Source organism: Streptomyces sp. RLB3-17 (assembly GCF_007113425.2).
Taxonomy (GTDB): Bacteria; Actinomycetota; Actinomycetes; order Streptomycetales; family Streptomycetaceae; genus Streptomyces; species Streptomyces mirabilis_D.
This window is the reverse complement of the sequence record NZ_CP041610.2, coordinates 651,131-665,930: the sequence shown is the minus strand read 5'-3', so window position 1 is coordinate 665,930 and position 14,800 is coordinate 651,131. Positions and strand designations below refer to the sequence as shown.

Sequence of the window (14,800 nt, the reverse complement as noted above, 5' to 3'; positions counted from 1 at the left end):
CCGGTCAGCCGAGGCACACCAGGAGCAGGCAGATGTGTGAAGGTGAAGTCGGTGTCTGTGTGGGGCTCGTCTGCGGTGTTCCCGAGGTCGTGCCGGCGGTGTCGGCAGGCGCGGACGTCTCCTGCGCCGACGTAGTGGTGCGGTCGGGCACCGCTGCGACGGAGGACGGGGAGGTGGCCCGAGGCTGCGGGGTCGCCGACGCCGCCGTCGGATGAGGAGAGGCGGCGGCGAACGGCTGAGCGCTCGTCGGCGTGACGTGGGACGGGGCACCGGCGGACTGCCGGCGTGCAAGCTCGGTCGTGGTCGACTGCACGGGGGGAGTGTGTGAAGACACGTGGGTTTCAGGTTGTGTCGACGACGGGCCGGGCTGCTCAGTCGCCTGTTCGTCCGCGGTGCCCATGGTCGCGACGTCAGGAGTTGTCGCCGCCTGGGCTTGGGCGGCGGAGTGCCGGTCCATCGAGGCGACGGTCAGGCCGCCTCCGACGAGCGCGACGGCGGTCGCGACCACGGCCCGGCGCTGGTTCTTCTTCCAGCGGGCCATCTGGCGACGTCGCGCAGCCCGCCCTTGCGGTGCGGGCGTCGCGCCCTCGATGTCGCCGTACGGGTCGGTCTGCGGGGCCTCTTCCAGGTCGGCCGCGACCGCTGCCTCGTCCTCAGGACGGCCGTCGTGCCATGCCTCCGAGGCCGAGTACTCCCACGGCACCGATGCGCTTACCGCCGTGCCCGTCGGCGCCATGCCTACCCACGTAGGGACGATGCCACGGTCGGCAGTGGCCGGTGCGATGTCCGGAGCGTAGGCGCCGCATCCGGGACATACCAGGGCACCGTTGAGATGCCGCCGACACGAGGAGCAGTAGTCCATTTGCGGTCTTCCTGAGTTGACATGCCATCGCCCCGCCGGGCCTGGTCGCGTTCACACGTGAGGTCGAGCAGCCAGCAACGCTAACGAGGCTTTCGAAAGCCTGTGTGCAGTCCGTGTGGCGCTGTTGTGCGGATTCTCCGGGCCCGGCCCGCGAGGACGGCACGGGCCCCGGCTTGCGCGGTCGCCCGATCCGGTGCCGGGGGATGGGGCGGGTGGTGCGGCGGGTGGTGTGGACGCGTCGGCCGCCCCGGGGCAGGCCCGGGGCGGCCGAAGAGTTCCTGGATGTCAGCCGGAGGTCAGAGCGACGTCATGACGTGCTTGATCCGGGTGTAGTCCTCGAAGCCGTACGCGGAGAGGTCCTTGCCGTAGCCGGACTTCTTGAAGCCGCCGTGCGGCATCTCGGCGACGAGGGCCATGTGGGTGTTGATCCACACACAGCCGAAGTCGAGGTTCTTCGACATCCGCATCGCCCGCGCGTGGTCCTTGGTCCACACGGAAGAGGCCAGCGCGTAGTCGACGCCGTTGGCGTACCGCACGGCCTGGGCCTCGTCCGTGAAGGACTGGACGGTGATGACCGGCCCGAAGACCTCGTTCTGGATGATCTCGTCGTCCTGCTTCAGCCCGGAGACCACGGTCGGGGCGTAGAAGTAGCCCTGCTCGCCGACCCGGTGGCCGCCCGTCTCGATCCTGGCGTGCTCGGGGAGGCGCTCGATGAAGCCGCTGACCTGGGCGAGTTGGCCCGCGTTGTTCAGCGGTCCGTACAGCACGTCCTCGTCGTCCGGCAGCCCGGTCCTGGTGTCGGCCGCGGCCTTGGCGAGGGCGGCGACGAACTCGTCGTGGACCGACTCGTGGACCAGGACGCGAGTCGCGGCCGTGCAGTCCTGACCGGCGTTGAAGAAGCCGCCGACCACCAGGTCCTCGACCGCCTTCGTCAGGTCGGCGTCCTCGAAGATCACCGCCGGGGCCTTGCCGCCGAGCTCCAGGTGGACCCGCTTGACGTCCTTGGCCGCGCTCTGGGCGACCTGGATGCCGGCGCGTACCGAACCCGTGATGGAGGCCATCGCGGGGGTCGGGTGCTCCACCATCAGGCGGCCGGTCTCACGGTCGCCGCAGATCACGTTGAAGATTCCGCGGGGCAGTGCCAACTCCTCCAGGACACCGCCGATGATCTCGGCGATCAGCACGGTGGAGGCCGGGGTCGTGTCCGAGGGCTTGAGGACCACCGCGTTGCCCGCCGCGAGCGCCGGGGCGAACTTCCACACCGCCATCAGCAGCGGGTAGTTCCACGGCGCCACCTGCGCGCACACACCGACCGGCTCGCGGCGGATGATGGAGGTCATCCCCTCCATGTACTCGCCGGCGGAGCGGCCCTCCAGCATGCGGGCCGCGCCCGCGAAGAAGCGGACCTGGTCGATGGCGGGGGCGAGTTCCTCGCTGCGGGTGAGGTGGAGCGGCTTGCCGGTGTCCCGGCTCTCCGCGGCGACCAGTTCGTCGGCCCGTGCCTCCATCGCGTCGGCGATCTTCAACAGCGCGCGCTGCCGCACGGACGGCGTGGTGTCGCGCCAGACGGGGAACGCCGCGGCCGCGGCCGCCATCGCCGCGTCGACGTCGGCCGCCCCCGAGAGCGGGGAGGTCGCGTAGACGTCACCAGTGGTGGGGTCCACCACATCGAGCGTGCGGCCGTCCGAGGCGTCCGCGAACGCACCGTCGATGTAGTTGCGGAAGGTGATGCTCATGGAACGTCTCTCCTGGTCAGGCGGCGGTACGGGCGGACAGGTGCTCGTGGACGGCGACCCAGCCGCCGTCGTCGGCGCGGGTGAAGACGATGGTCTCCCGCTCGTGGACCGTTTCCTCGCCGGCGTTGGTGGCGACCCGGGTTTCGACGTCGTGACTGAAGACGGCAGTGTCGCCGAAGTGCTGGATCAGCTGTGCCGACGAGGTGCAGCCGAGGATGCGGAAGCCGTCCTGTTCCACCCACTGCTGCCAGAGCGCGCGGTACTCGGCCGTGGAGCCGAGCCGCTGCGGGGTGGTGTGGAAGATGAAGGTCGCGTCGGGGGCGAAGGCGCCGAAGTAGTCGTCGAGGCGGCCCTCGGCGAAGGCGGCGACAAGCGCGTCCGCGGCGGTCCGGACTTCCTGGACGGTGGTGGTGCTCATGCACGGCTCCTGGTCACGGGCGTTCGGCGGCGGGGCCGGAACGGCGGGAGTGCGGTTACGGGGGAGTGAGGCCTCAGTGGGCCGCGGCGGGTTCGGGGACGATCTCCTCGCTGCCGCCGGTGATCGGCGGCACCGGGGCATCCGACGCCCGGACGAAGCGGGGTCCGGCCGGTCCGTACACGGCGCGCGGCTCGGGGAACAGAGTGAGCAGGGCGAGGTAGAGCACGACCGCGAGGGCGAGGCCGACCGGCAGCGAGATGTCCGTACCGCCCGCGAGGTTGCCCAGCGGGCCGACGAACTGGCCGGGCAGGTTGGTGAAGAGGAGGGCCACGACGGCGGAGACGAGCCAGGTGGACATGCCGCGCCAGTTCCAGCCGTGCGTGAACCAGTAGCGGCCGCCGCGCTGTCGCCGGTTGAAGACCTGCAGCGCGTCCGCGTCGTACCAGCCGCGCCGGGTGACATAGCCGAGCGTCATGACGATCATCCACGGTGCCGTGCAGGTGATGATCAGCGTGGCGAAGGTGGAGATGGACTGCGCGAGGTTGAGCGCGAAGCGGCCGGCGAAGATGAACGCGATGGACAGGGCGCCGATGAAGAAGGTGGCCTGGACGCGGCTGAAGCGCGTGAAGACGCTGGAGAAGTCGAGCCCGGTACCGTACAGGGATGTCGTGCCGGTGGAGAGGCCGCCGATCAGGGCGATGAGACAGAGCGGCAGGAAGTACCAGCCGGGTGAGATCGCGAGCAGGCCGCCCACGTAGTTCGGGGCGGCCGGGTCGACGTACTTCGCGGCCTTCGACGCGATGATCGACGCGGTGGCCAGGCCGAAGAGGAACGGCAGCAGGGTGGCGATCTGGGCGAGGAACGCGGCCCCCATCACCCGGCGGCGCGGAGTCCCGGCCGGGATGTAGCGGGACCAGTCGCCGAGGAACGCGCCGAAGGAGACCGGGTTGGAGAGCACGATCAGCGCGGCGCCGATGAACGACGGCCAGAACAGCGGGTCGGCGGTGGAGGCGAAGGTTCCCGCGTAACCGGGGTCGAAGTCGCCCGCGAAGGCGAAGGCGCCCAGCACGAAGAGGGCCGATGCCGCCAGTACCGCGATCTTGTTGACCAGCAGCATGAACCGGAAACCGTAGATGCACACGACGAGTACGAGCCCGGCGAAGATCGCGTACGCGATGCCGTAGGTGACGTCCGACTCGGGGACGTGGACGAGCCGGTGCGCGCCGCCGACGAGCGCGTCTCCCGAGGACCACACCGAGATCGAGAAGAACGCGACGGCGGTGAGCAGGGACAGGAACGAGCCGACGACCCGACCGTGCACGCCCAGGTGCGCGGAGGAGGAGACGGCGTTGTTCGTGCCGTTGGCAGGTCCGAACAGTGCCATCGGGGCCAGCAGCAGCGCACCCGCCACGAGACCGAGGACGGTCGCCGCGAGTCCCTGCCAGAAGGAGAGTCCGAAGAGGATCGGGAAGGCGCCCAGCACACAGGTCGCGAAGGTGTTGGCACCGCCGAAGGCGAGCCGGAACAGGTCGATCGGGCGAGCCGTGCGGTCCTCGTCCGGGATCCGCTCGACACCATAGGTCTCGATTTCGGTGATCGAGCTCGTCACGGGCGCTTCACCTTCCGTTCATGCAAGGGGGACGGTTTCACAGTGTGTGGCCCATGGCTGACCAGCGACAATTGTGTCCATCACAGAGACGTACGCTGTTTTGTGTGGCCAGCAACAAACTCACCGTCGGGGACCTGCTCTCCTTCCCGGCGCTCCAGCTCTCCGTGAAGGCCGGCAGTGGCGGTCTGAACCGGTCCGTGTCCTGGGCGCACGCCAGCGAGCTCGCCGATCCGACGCCCTGGCTCCTCGGCGCCGAGGTGATCATGACGGCGGGCCTCGCGGTCCCCCGTACCGCGGCCGGACAGCGTGCCTATCTGGAGCGGCTGGACGACGCCGGGGTGTCCGCTCTCGCGCTCTCCGCGCAGCTGCACATGCCCCCGCTGCACGACGCGTTCTTCCAGGCGGCGGAGGAGCGGGGCTTCCCGGTCCTCGAAGTGCCGCTCGCCGTCCCGTTCATCGCCGTCGCCCAGGAGATCGCGGCCGCGGCCCAGGAGGACGCCCGGCACCGGTTGGGCGCGCAGCTCCAGGTCTTCGGCGCACTGCGCTGGCTGGTCGCCGAGGACCTCGACACGCCGACACTTCTGCGCCGTCTCGAAGGCCTGTCGGGATACGACGTCTACCTCTGCACACCGCAGGGCCGCCCCCTCCTGCCCGGCGTTCCCGTACCGGCTCCCGCTGTCCTGCCCGCCTCCGTCGACGCTCCACCGACGATCCCCGGCGGATTCGTCCTCCCGGTGCCCGCGCCCGGGGGCCCGGCGGGCTTTCTCGTCGCCTACGAGCGTCAGGGCGCCCAGCCCGCGGGACTCGCCGTCGTCCAGCACATCGCCACCGTGGCGGCGCTGCGACTGGCGATGGTGCGCAACGAACGCGAGACGCTGCGCCGCGAGGGTGCGGAGACGCTGGCCGAACTGCTGCAGGAGGTGCTCGACCCGGAGGCGGCGCGCCGCCGGCTCGCCCGGCACGCGATCGAGGGCGACACCGTACTCCTCGTAGTGCGCCACACCACCGACGAGGCGCTGCTGCGCTGTCTGGAGGACCGACCCCATCTGCTGCTCACCCGAGGCGAGGACCGCTACGTCCTGGGGGCACCGGAACTGGGAGCGGCCGTCGGTGAGCTCCCGGCCGTCGCGGCCGGGATCAGCCGCCCCTTCCTGCCGGGCGCCGCACTGAGGGTCGCCCAGCGCGAGGCGCTCTGGGCGGTCTCCAAGGCCGTGGAGTCGGGTCGACCCGTCGTCCGCTACGGCGACGACTCGACGGGCCGGTGGCTGCCCGACGACCCCGCTGTCCTGACCGCGCTGGTCGAGCACGTGCTCGGCGAGGTCCTGCGCTACGACGAGACCCATGACTCGCAGCTACTGGTCTCCGCCCGCACCTGGATGGAGCGCGACCGCCGTACCGAGACGGCCGCGGCGGCGCTCCACATCCACCCCAACACCCTCGCCTACCGGCTGCGCCGCTTCGGCGCCCTCGCCGATCGTGACCTGACGTCGACGGGAGCCCTGGCCGAGGTCTGGCTGGCGATCCAGGCGGCGGGGGCGCTGGGCCTCACCGACTGAGCGGGTCAGTGGCGGGCGGGGAGGGCTGCGTGGGTGGGGACGGAGGCTGTGCCGAGGTGACGGTATAGCGCCAGAACGGTCGCACGAGCAGTGCGCCGACGATGACGACGATCATGCAGAGCAGTGAGCTGCCTGTCCATGCGAGGCCGAGACCGGTGGCGGAGGCCATGGCGCCGGCGCGCAGGTCTCCGAGGCGGGGACCGCCGGCGACGACGACCGTGAAGACGCCTTGCAGACGGCCGCGCATGGCGTCAGGTGCGTAGGTTTGCAGAATCGTCTCGCGGTAGACCGCGCTGACGAGGTCCGCCGCTCCGGCAGCGGCCAGTAGGGCCGCGGCGGCGAGGAGGTGGTGGACGGTGCCCGCGAGGGCGATGGCCGCCGCCCAGGCCGTGACGGCGACGGCCAGGGCCCGGCCTTGGCGGCGCACGCGTCCGATCCATCCGCTGAAGAGCCCCGCTACGACCGACCCGACGGCGATGGCCGAGTACAGCAGCCCCACTCCTCCGCCGAAGCGCACCTGTGCCGCTTCCGGGAAGAGGGCGGTCGGCATGGCCAACGTCATCGCCGCGATGTCGACCGCGAAGGACATCCACAGCACGGGGGCGGCAGCGATGAACCGCAGCCCGTCGAAGACCGAGCGCAGCCCAGCGGTCCGGGCCCCCGATCCGGTCGGCATGATCGGGGGCAGGTGAACGGCCGAGTACAGCAGGAGAGAGAACAGCAGGGCGTCGGCGCCGTAGGCCCAGCAGTAGCCGTTCGGCAGTGAGATCAGGATGCCCGCCACAAGCGGCCCGGCGACCTGCCCGACGTTGCCGGCGGTGAAGTACAGCGTGTTCGCGGCGGGTACCAGGGGTGTCGGAACGATGCGGGGAATGATCGTGCCCCGGGCGGCGGACGACACGGCGAAGGCGCCGGCCTGGACGGCGACGAGGGCGAGAATGAGGGGAACCGAGCGCAGATCGGTGATTGCCTGAAGCAGCAGGGCGAGTGTGGTCACCCAGGTGAGGCATGCCGACGCCAGGTACAGCGCACGGCGGTCGAACCGGTCGGCGATGGCACCGCCGTACAGGCCGAAGACCACGAGCGGCACGAGGCCGGCCAGTCCCGTCAGCCCCACGGACAGCGACGACCGTGACAGCGCGTAGATCTGTACCGGGATGGTGACGCCGGTGACCATGGTCCCGACGTAGGCCGCGCTCTGCCCGATCAACAGACGCCGGAAGACGGGGTGCGCCAGCGGGCGCGTGTCGAGGGTGACGCCGCGCAGACAGGAGGCCAGCCGGGCCTTCAGCGCGGGTGGGGCGACGGGGGGAAGATCACGCGGAGTGTCGGATGTTGTGGGCATGGTCATTACGCTGGCAGCACCGCACGGTGCGCCGCTTCCGATATTCTGCCGTCGTATGTCGGAAAACGGTCAGGCGCAGAAGGCGGCGGCGGAACCCAGGGACAGCACCCATGCCCACCTCGCGGGTGAGGTCATCGGCCGCCACCAGCATGGCTATCACCAGCTTCTCTACGTCAGCGCCGGTGTGGTGGCCGTGCAGACGGGCGAGGCGTCCTGGGTGGCGTCCAGCGCACGCGCCGTGTGGATTCCGGCGGGCACCTGGCATCAGCACCGGGTACACGGGCACAGCTCTGTGCACACGCTCGGCTTCGCCGCCCACGACGTCCTGCTGAGGTCCGAGGCGCCGGTCGTCGTGGTCGTGGACGCCCTGGTGCGTGAACTGATCATCGCGTGCAGTGAACCGTCCCTCCCGCAGCAGGAGGCACGCCGCCTGCGCGCCGTCCTGCGGGACCGGCTGCGGCGAGCCCTCGTAGAGCCATTGACGCTGCCCACCCCCAACAACCCCCTGCTGCGGCAGGCGTGCGCGCTGGTGACCGACGATCTGCGGCAACCGCGGACCGCCGCCTGGCTCGCACGGCGCGTCGGCGTGAGCGAGCGCACCCTGGCCCGGCTGTTCAGGACCGAGTTCGGCATGACGTATCCGCAATGGCGGACCAACATCCGGGTCTTTCACGCCATGGTGCTGCTGGCGGAAGGAGCGAGCGTCAGCGAAACGGGACGACAGTGCGGATGGGCCACGACCAGTGCGTTCATCGACACGTTCGGCCGCACCATGGGCCAGACACCGGGAACCTATCGCATCGGATCCGGTGGGTAGATCCACAGTCCGACCACAAGAGATGCCTGCGATGTGGAGTCTGGCCGGGTAGATGATGAGCGGTCTTCTCTTGGCGGGGGGGCGATGTCCGGCCGAAGCTGGGTGCAGGCTCCGCTGCCATTGCCGGGCCGGGTCCGGGTCCGGGGACGATTCCGAGTCCGGGCCGGAGCCCGAGACCACGGCGCCGCCGATGTCCGAGGCGGCGGTCGCGTTGGCTGCGGAGCTCACCGTCAAGCCTCCGGATCCGGCGGCTGCTGACACGGCCGAAGTGGCAGCCGGCACGGCCAAAACGGCCCTTGGGCCCCCGGTCGGGCGGCGGTTACCCCGGGCGGCGCTGCTGGTCGGCGCGAGCGGCGTGCGGTCTTCGGTGTCGATGCCGGGCGCCGTACCGGACAACACCAGAGGTGGCGGGCCGTACGAGAGCACGCCGAACCGGCTCGACTCGGCCCCGCCGTCCATCTCACCGTCGGCGGGCGGCACGAGCGCCTCGCTGCCGTCACCGGCCAAGGGATCCGCCGCGGACGGCGGTCCCCGCCACCCGCACTGGTTCAGCCGTCCGTCTCCCCGGCCGCAGGCTCCGGCCCCATCACCGACTACTCCGTCTGCGCAGCCCCCGGAACCGTCACTCTCCGGGCGACCTTCAACACCTCGCAGAGCTATTACCACGCCCCGGTGATCACCGTCAGCCCGGCAGTAGAAGTCAATCGGAGTGCCATCAGCGCGTCACAGGTGCTCCGGCAGTACTCGACTTCGCCCGCGTCGCCGCCATGGGCTTCGGTGCCGTGGGTTCGGGCAGGGTGCGGAACAACAGCCAGCTCAGAGCGGGCATCAGGATGAGTGGTGTCAGGGCGGTACGCAGGGAGGTCGCGTCGGCGACGGTGCCGATGAGGGGGCTGACCAGGCCGCCGATGCTGACGGTCAGCCCGAGGGTGATCCCGCCGGCGGTGCCGACGCGCGTGGGCAGGTAGTCCTGGCCGAGGGTGACCTGCAGGGAGAAGGGCACGTACAGGCCGGCGGAGGTCAGCGCCACGAACACGTAGACCGCCGGGCCGGGGACGAACACGGTTCCCGCGACGGCGGGGATCGTGAGGAGGTAGGACCAGCGGGCCACGGTGACCCGGTCCCAGCGGTTGGCGAGGCTGCCGCCCAGGACGGAGCCCAGCGCGCCGCCGATGTAGAGCACGAACACCGCGGCGGTGCCCGCCGCCGTACCGCCGCCGGTGCGCTGCCGGGCGTAGAGCGAGATGAAGGTGCTCAGGCCGACGAAGACGACGGACCGGAAGACCACGGCGAGGGACAGCTTGAGGAACGAGGCCTTGTCGTCGGTGCCCACGGCGGCTGTGGTGCCGGAGCCGTCGAGGGCCGTCTTCCTCCGCAGCGCGCGCAGGGCGGGCAGGCACAGCAGGCCGCCGGCGAGGGCGGGCAGTACGAGCAGCGGCGACAGACGCAGACCGCCGGAGGCCACGACGGCGGTGACCATGAGCGGCGCGGCGGCGAAGCCGAGATTGCCGCCGACGGAGAACCAGCCCATCGCGGTGTGGCTTCCCTCGCTGACGAGGCGCGCGACGCGGGCGGACTCGGGATGATAGGCGGCGACCCCGACGCCCGACACCGCCACGAACACCAGGGTCAGCGGGTAGGAACCGCTCAGGCCGCTGAGGGCGATGCCCAGTCCGCCGAGGACCGTGCTCACGGGCAGGATCCACGGCATCGCCCAGCGGTCGGTGAGCAGGCCGAACACCGGTTGGGCCACCGAGGACAGCACAGACGCGGCGAGCACGATGCCCGAGACCGCGGCGTAGCTGTAGGCGCGCTCGGCGACGAAGAACGGGACCAGTGAGGCGACCGCGCCCTGGTAGATGTCCACGCAGGCATGGCCGACCGAAAGCATGATGATCGATTTATTCCTTGGCACATCGCCATGGTCGACGCTGCACACGATGGCGCGCTTCCGATAATCTGCCAGTCAATGACAGAAATCTGCCACGACCCCGTAGCGCCGACCCGCACCCAGTGGCTGGCGTCCGGAGCCGCCATCGACGCCCACCGCCATGACGACCACCAGATCGTCTACGCGGGCCGCGGCGTGCTGGCCGTGACGACCGGCGCCGGTTCGTGGATCGCGCCGGGCACTCGCGCCATCTGGGTACCGGCCGGCACCGTGCACGCCCACCAGGCCCACGGCGAACTCGAACTGCACCTGGTCGGTCTGCCCGCGAGTGACAACCCGCTCGGCCTGGACGAGCCGACCGTGCTGAGCGTCGGGCCCCTCCTCCGGGAACTGATCCTCGCCTACACGCACACTCCGCACGACGACAGCCCCGAACGCGGGCGGCTACGAGCCGTGTTGCTCGACCAGTTGCGTGCCTCCCCCCAGCAACCCCTGCACCTGCCCACCCCGACCACCCCGCAGCTGAGGGCAGTGTGCGAGATCCTGCGCACGAATCCGGCCGACGACCGCACCCTGGCCGCACTGGGCAGGCAGGTCGGCGCCAGCGACCGCACCCTCTCCCGCCTCTTCAAAGTCGATCTCGGCATGACCTTCCCGCAGTGGCGCACCCAACTGCGCCTGTACCATGCCTTGGTCCTGCTTGCCGAGAACATCCCGGTGACCACCGTGGCACACATGTGTGGCTGGTCGTCGGCCAGTGCGTTCATCGATGTCTTCCGCCGTACCTTCGGACACACTCCAGGTTCACATCAGCCCCGCTAGCAGACCGGTTCATGCACCGCCGACGCCGCGCCCGCGACTGCCGCTCAGGCGCTGACCGGATCGGACCGGCTCGGGTCGGCACGGCGGCGACGCTCCTCGAACGAGGCGAAGACCGCCGAGACGCCATAGACGATGCTGAACAGCCCGAAGACGGTGGCGAGTGAGACCGCGCCGATGTCCGGACGGACGAACAGCACGAACGCAAACGCGATCGACACCAGGCCGGTCAGCAGGAACAAGGCCCGCTCGCCCGCCTTCTCGCCGCGCTGGAATGCCAGGACGATCTCCATGACACCGGTCGTCAGCGCCCACGCGGCGATCCAGATGGTGAGCGCGAGCGCCGTGATGCCGGGCCACGCCAGCGCGATCACGCCGGCCGCCAACGAGAGCAGGGCGAGCAGCAGCCAGCCCAATACGGGCCCCACTCTGTCGCCGGCGAAAGCACGGGCAGCGTCCGTCGCCGCACTCATGAACGCATAGACGGCGAAGAAGATGACGAGGGCGCCGACGGTGATGCCGGGCCATGAGACGGAGACGATACCGATGACGACGGCGAGCAGGCCGCGCCAGAGGCGTGCGTTGGGCGAACTGAGCATGGTGACCTTCCAGATACGAGGGAGTCGCCTCGTTCCTGACACGAAGCGGGAATGCACGGTGCGCTGCCCGACCTCGTCCGAGGCCGTGGCGTTCGCCTTGAACGCCAGAGTCGTGGCTCTCCGTCGAGATCTGTCATGCGACTGCTTCCGCTACTTCACCCTTGGCCTGCTCACGACCGGCGAGGGTGTGTCGGAGGCGAGGACACCGCCGTCCTTGCCCGCATGGAGTCACACAGTGCGTGCTCTGCGGCACTAATTTGACGGCCCTTCACGACCTCGACGGTGGGCAGCCTCATTGGCAGGGAAAATGCCGCCGCCCGTACCCCGGCGAAATGACGGGGTCGCTACAGCATTGCGCCGACGCAGTGCATCAGGCCGGGGGTCTTTTCCCAACCCATGACATGGATCACCTTGCGTGCGCCGGGCGGCGTGGCGTGCAGCAGTAGACGGCGGCCGTCGCGGCTCAGAGTCCTCGCAACGGTCGTCATCATGCGGATTCCGGCGACGTCGATGAATGTGACGTCCGTGAGATCGACGTGCAGATCACCACTGCCGAACTGGACCGCCTCATCCAGAGCAGCGGCCAGTACCTCGCGGGAGCAAAGGTCTATTTCTCCCTCGAACCGCAGCCCGGACGGGCAGATCGTCGAGATGACACGCAGGTGTGGTTCATTCCGTAGCAGGCGTTCGAGGGTCGGAGCAGCCGCAAGGGCGACGGACGACGGACGGAGCGGTCGACGATCGGTCATGGAAAGCCCGTTCATGCTTGTTGGGGGCGCACCACCGTGGCTGCCTCAGGAGAGCCGCCAACGGGGAAGGCGCGGATCGATGAGAGCACCATGTCGAACAGCTGTCGGCTGGGGCTTCTGTAAAGTGACTGACCGTCGTACCACGCTCGGGATTGTCGGTGACCTTCGCCGAGCGGACTGAACGGCTTCTGGGAGTACGTGCGTTGCCAGCTATGGAGCCTGGTCGTGCTGCCGGCCCTGCGGGCCGTCCGGGCGCCGGACAGCGGGTTGGTTCCTCGGTGCGGAGGAACACCACCGTACCCAGCACGGCGTACCGCGCGGACGGGGACGGTCACCAGTGAGCGTATGCCGTGCTCACGGACCGTCCGCGCCCGCGCGGGGTCATGGCCGTGCAGGTGCCCGGAGCGGCGTCGACCGTCGGGGAGTTCCTGCAGGAAAGGCTGATCGGTTATCGCATGCTCACTGCTTTGGGCTCGATGGCGAGGGTGGACGGTGCGGACACCGCCTGGAGCACCTTGATCTGAGCTTCGTCGCGTGCGCCCTCCAGTTCCTCGATGCTCGCGCCGAAACTGGCTTGTCCCGAGAGGAGTTGGACCGTTGACTCGTCGAGTACCGGGGTACCGAGGTCCCGCCACAGGCTCTCGAGGCCGGGGCCGAGGTGTTCGAGGAAGTGGGGCAGGCCGCCGGAGCCGCCACCGAGGTGGAAGCTGCGGAAGGGACCGGCGACAGCCCAGCGTAGGCCGACGGAGGAGGTCACGATGTTGTCGAGTTCCGACTCGGTCACCACGCCCTGTACGACGAGGTTGACGGCCTCGCGAAACAGCGCGGCTTGCAGCCGGTTCGCGACGAATCCCGGCACCTCCTTGCGCAGCACCTGAGGCTTCTTGCCGAGCGCTGTGTAGAAGGCGACGGCGCGCTTGACCACTTCCTGGTCGGTCTTCTCGCCTGCGACGACCTCCACCAGCGGGATGAGGTGCGGCGGATTGAACGGGTGCCCGATGACGAGTCGTTCGGGCTGCCGCAGCGCTTGTGCGATGTCGGTGGCGCGAATGCCCGAGGTGGAGCTGAGCAGCAGGGTGTCGGGACGTGCGGCCTGCTCGATCCGGGCGAAGAGGTCCTGTTTGACGTCCAGGCGCTCGGGGCCGTTCTCCTGCACGACATCCGCGTCCGCGACCGCCTTGCCGAGGTCGGCTTCGAAGCGCAGGTTGCGGTCGAGGTCGGCGGTGGGGAGTCCGAGCGCACGCAGGGTGGGGATGGTCTCCTGCAGTTGGTCGTGCACCTGCTGCTCGACGTCGGGCACGGGGTCGCTGACGGTGACGGTCAGGCCGTTGGCGAGGAACAGGGCGGTCCATGAGGAACCGATGACCCCGGCGCCGACCACGGTGACGCGTCGGTGGGTGTCCAGAGTGCCGTGGGTGGCGAGGTGAGATTCGTTCATGATGGCTCTTCCTGGGTATGCGGGCCGGAGGACTTCAACCGGCCAAGGGGGACACACCGGGTGATGGTGCGTCAGGAGTGGCGTCGGCTCAGGTGTGTGCCGGCTGCGTACCGCCGGTGTCCTTGAGGACGCGACGCTCCTGGAAGGACGCGACGGTGCCCGCGGTGCCGTAGAAGATGCTGAACAGCCCGAAGACGCTGGCCAGCGAGACCGCGCCGATGTCCGGCCGGACGAAGAGCACGAAGGCCAGCGCGACCGACACGAGACCGGACAGCACGAACAGCGCCCGCTCGCCCGGCTTTTCCCCGCGTTGGAATGCCAGGGCGATCTCCATGGCGCCCGTAGTCAGCGCCCACGCGCCGATCCAGATCGTCAGAGCAAGGGCCGTGATGCCAGGCCACGCCAGCGCGACCACACCGGCGACGACCGACAGCAGGGCGAGCAGCAGCCAGCCGAAGACCGGGCCCACCCGGTCGCTGCTGAAGGCTCGCGCGCTGTCCATCGCCGCGCCGATGAACGCGTAGACGGCGAACAGAATGACGAATGCGCCGATGGTGATGCCGGGCCATGCCACGGCGACCACTCCGACGGCGATCGCCAGCAGGCTGCGCCAGAGCAGTGCGTTGGGCGAGTTGAGCATCGTGATCTCCCAGGGTGAGGGTGTTGTCTCGTTCCTGACAGGAAGCGAGGGAGAGGCGAGGCATGCGCGCCGGTGCGCCCGACGTTGCTCGAGGGCGCTTCTCCCCATCGGACGCTAGGCGCGGCCGGCCCGGATGGGATCCGTCATCCGACTGCGGTCCCTACTTCGGCACTGCGTGCCGGCAGACGGACCGGTCCGTGAGCACGTGGCGGCGGACTGTCGCAGGACGCAATGCGGTCATGTGACGGATGCGCGAGCCACATTCCGGAGGCAGCATCGGTGCCGCCCGAGTGGGGGAGGAGGCTTGGAGGGGGGTGCGGG

13 protein-coding genes are annotated in these 14,800 nt (G+C 69.8%); 3 read left to right on the top strand and 10 right to left on the bottom strand.

Annotation, left to right across the window (positions count from 1 at the left end):
- Positions 1 to 4 precede the first annotated feature (4 nt).
- From FNV62_RS03285 to FNV62_RS03270, 4 genes are all read right to left on the bottom strand, one after another.
- On the bottom strand, positions 5 to 736 hold the full coding sequence (locus tag FNV62_RS03285) for a hypothetical protein (RefSeq protein ID WP_225900118.1): 732 nt from the start codon (positions 734 to 736) through the stop codon (positions 5 to 7).
- Positions 737 to 1,158: 422 nt separating this feature from the next.
- Positions 1,159 to 2,598: a gamma-aminobutyraldehyde dehydrogenase gene (locus tag FNV62_RS03280; RefSeq protein WP_144314630.1), complete on the bottom strand. Its 1,440-nt coding sequence runs from the start codon at positions 2,596 to 2,598 to the stop codon at positions 1,159 to 1,161.
- A 16-nt stretch (positions 2,599 to 2,614) separates the two neighbouring features.
- A complete protein-coding gene (locus tag FNV62_RS03275) occupies positions 2,615 to 3,016 on the bottom strand; it encodes a YybH family protein (protein ID WP_054228477.1) in 402 nt (133 codons plus the stop codon).
- Between the two features lie 73 nt (positions 3,017 to 3,089).
- Positions 3,090 to 4,625 carry a purine-cytosine permease family protein gene (locus FNV62_RS03270; RefSeq protein ID WP_054228478.1) on the bottom strand — a complete coding sequence of 512 codons (1,536 nt, stop codon included), beginning with the start codon at positions 4,623 to 4,625 and terminating at the stop codon, positions 3,090 to 3,092.
- Positions 4,626 to 4,729: 104 nt separating this feature from the next.
- Here FNV62_RS03270 and FNV62_RS03265 point away from each other — a divergent pair, with 104 nt between their 5' ends.
- Positions 4,730 to 6,181, top strand: coding sequence for a PucR family transcriptional regulator (locus tag FNV62_RS03265; RefSeq protein WP_144314629.1), 1,452 nt, complete (start codon positions 4,730 to 4,732; stop codon positions 6,179 to 6,181).
- Here FNV62_RS03265 and FNV62_RS03260 read toward each other — a convergent pair.
- On the bottom strand, positions 6,171 to 7,526 hold the full coding sequence (locus FNV62_RS03260) for an MFS transporter (protein WP_097288631.1): 1,356 nt from the start codon (positions 7,524 to 7,526) through the stop codon (positions 6,171 to 6,173). The genes FNV62_RS03265 and FNV62_RS03260 overlap by 11 nt on opposite strands.
- A 55-nt stretch (positions 7,527 to 7,581) precedes the next feature.
- Between FNV62_RS03260 and FNV62_RS03255 the strand changes: the two genes are divergently transcribed.
- The gene (locus FNV62_RS03255; protein WP_097282390.1) at positions 7,582 to 8,343 is read left to right on the top strand and encodes a helix-turn-helix transcriptional regulator; all 762 of its coding nucleotides are present in this window, start codon (positions 7,582 to 7,584) and stop codon (positions 8,341 to 8,343) included.
- Positions 8,344 to 9,058: 715 nt separating this feature from the next.
- On the opposite strand, the gene FNV62_RS03250 is transcribed toward FNV62_RS03255, so the two are convergent.
- Positions 9,059 to 10,258 (bottom strand): MFS transporter, encoded by a 1,200-nt coding sequence (locus FNV62_RS03250; protein ID WP_144314628.1) that lies wholly within the window; start codon positions 10,256 to 10,258, stop codon positions 9,059 to 9,061.
- A 54-nt stretch (positions 10,259 to 10,312) separates the two neighbouring features.
- On the opposite strand from FNV62_RS03250, the gene FNV62_RS03245 reads away from it, so the two are divergent.
- Entirely contained in the window at positions 10,313 to 11,056 is a 744-nt protein-coding gene (locus FNV62_RS03245) for an AraC family transcriptional regulator (RefSeq protein WP_144314627.1), read from the top strand.
- Positions 11,057 to 11,100: 44 nt separating this feature from the next.
- On the opposite strand, the gene FNV62_RS03240 is transcribed toward FNV62_RS03245, so the two are convergent.
- The 4 genes from FNV62_RS03240 to FNV62_RS03225 all read right to left on the bottom strand — a co-directional run bounded on the left by FNV62_RS03240 (position 11,101) and on the right by FNV62_RS03225 (position 14,479).
- Positions 11,101 to 11,652, bottom strand: coding sequence for an HdeD family acid-resistance protein (locus FNV62_RS03240; RefSeq protein ID WP_143599848.1), 552 nt, complete (start codon positions 11,650 to 11,652; stop codon positions 11,101 to 11,103).
- Between the two features lie 344 nt (positions 11,653 to 11,996).
- A complete protein-coding gene (locus FNV62_RS03235) occupies positions 11,997 to 12,416 on the bottom strand; it encodes an STAS domain-containing protein (protein ID WP_143599847.1) in 420 nt (139 codons plus the stop codon).
- 433 nt (positions 12,417 to 12,849) lie between these two features.
- On the bottom strand, positions 12,850 to 13,839 hold the full coding sequence (locus tag FNV62_RS03230; protein WP_144314626.1) for a 3-hydroxyacyl-CoA dehydrogenase NAD-binding domain-containing protein: 990 nt from the start codon (positions 13,837 to 13,839) through the stop codon (positions 12,850 to 12,852).
- 88 nt (positions 13,840 to 13,927) lie between these two features.
- Positions 13,928 to 14,479, bottom strand: a complete 552-nt coding sequence (locus FNV62_RS03225) for an HdeD family acid-resistance protein (RefSeq protein ID WP_143599845.1) — start codon at positions 14,477 to 14,479, stop codon at positions 13,928 to 13,930.
- Positions 14,480 to 14,800 lie beyond the last annotated feature (321 nt).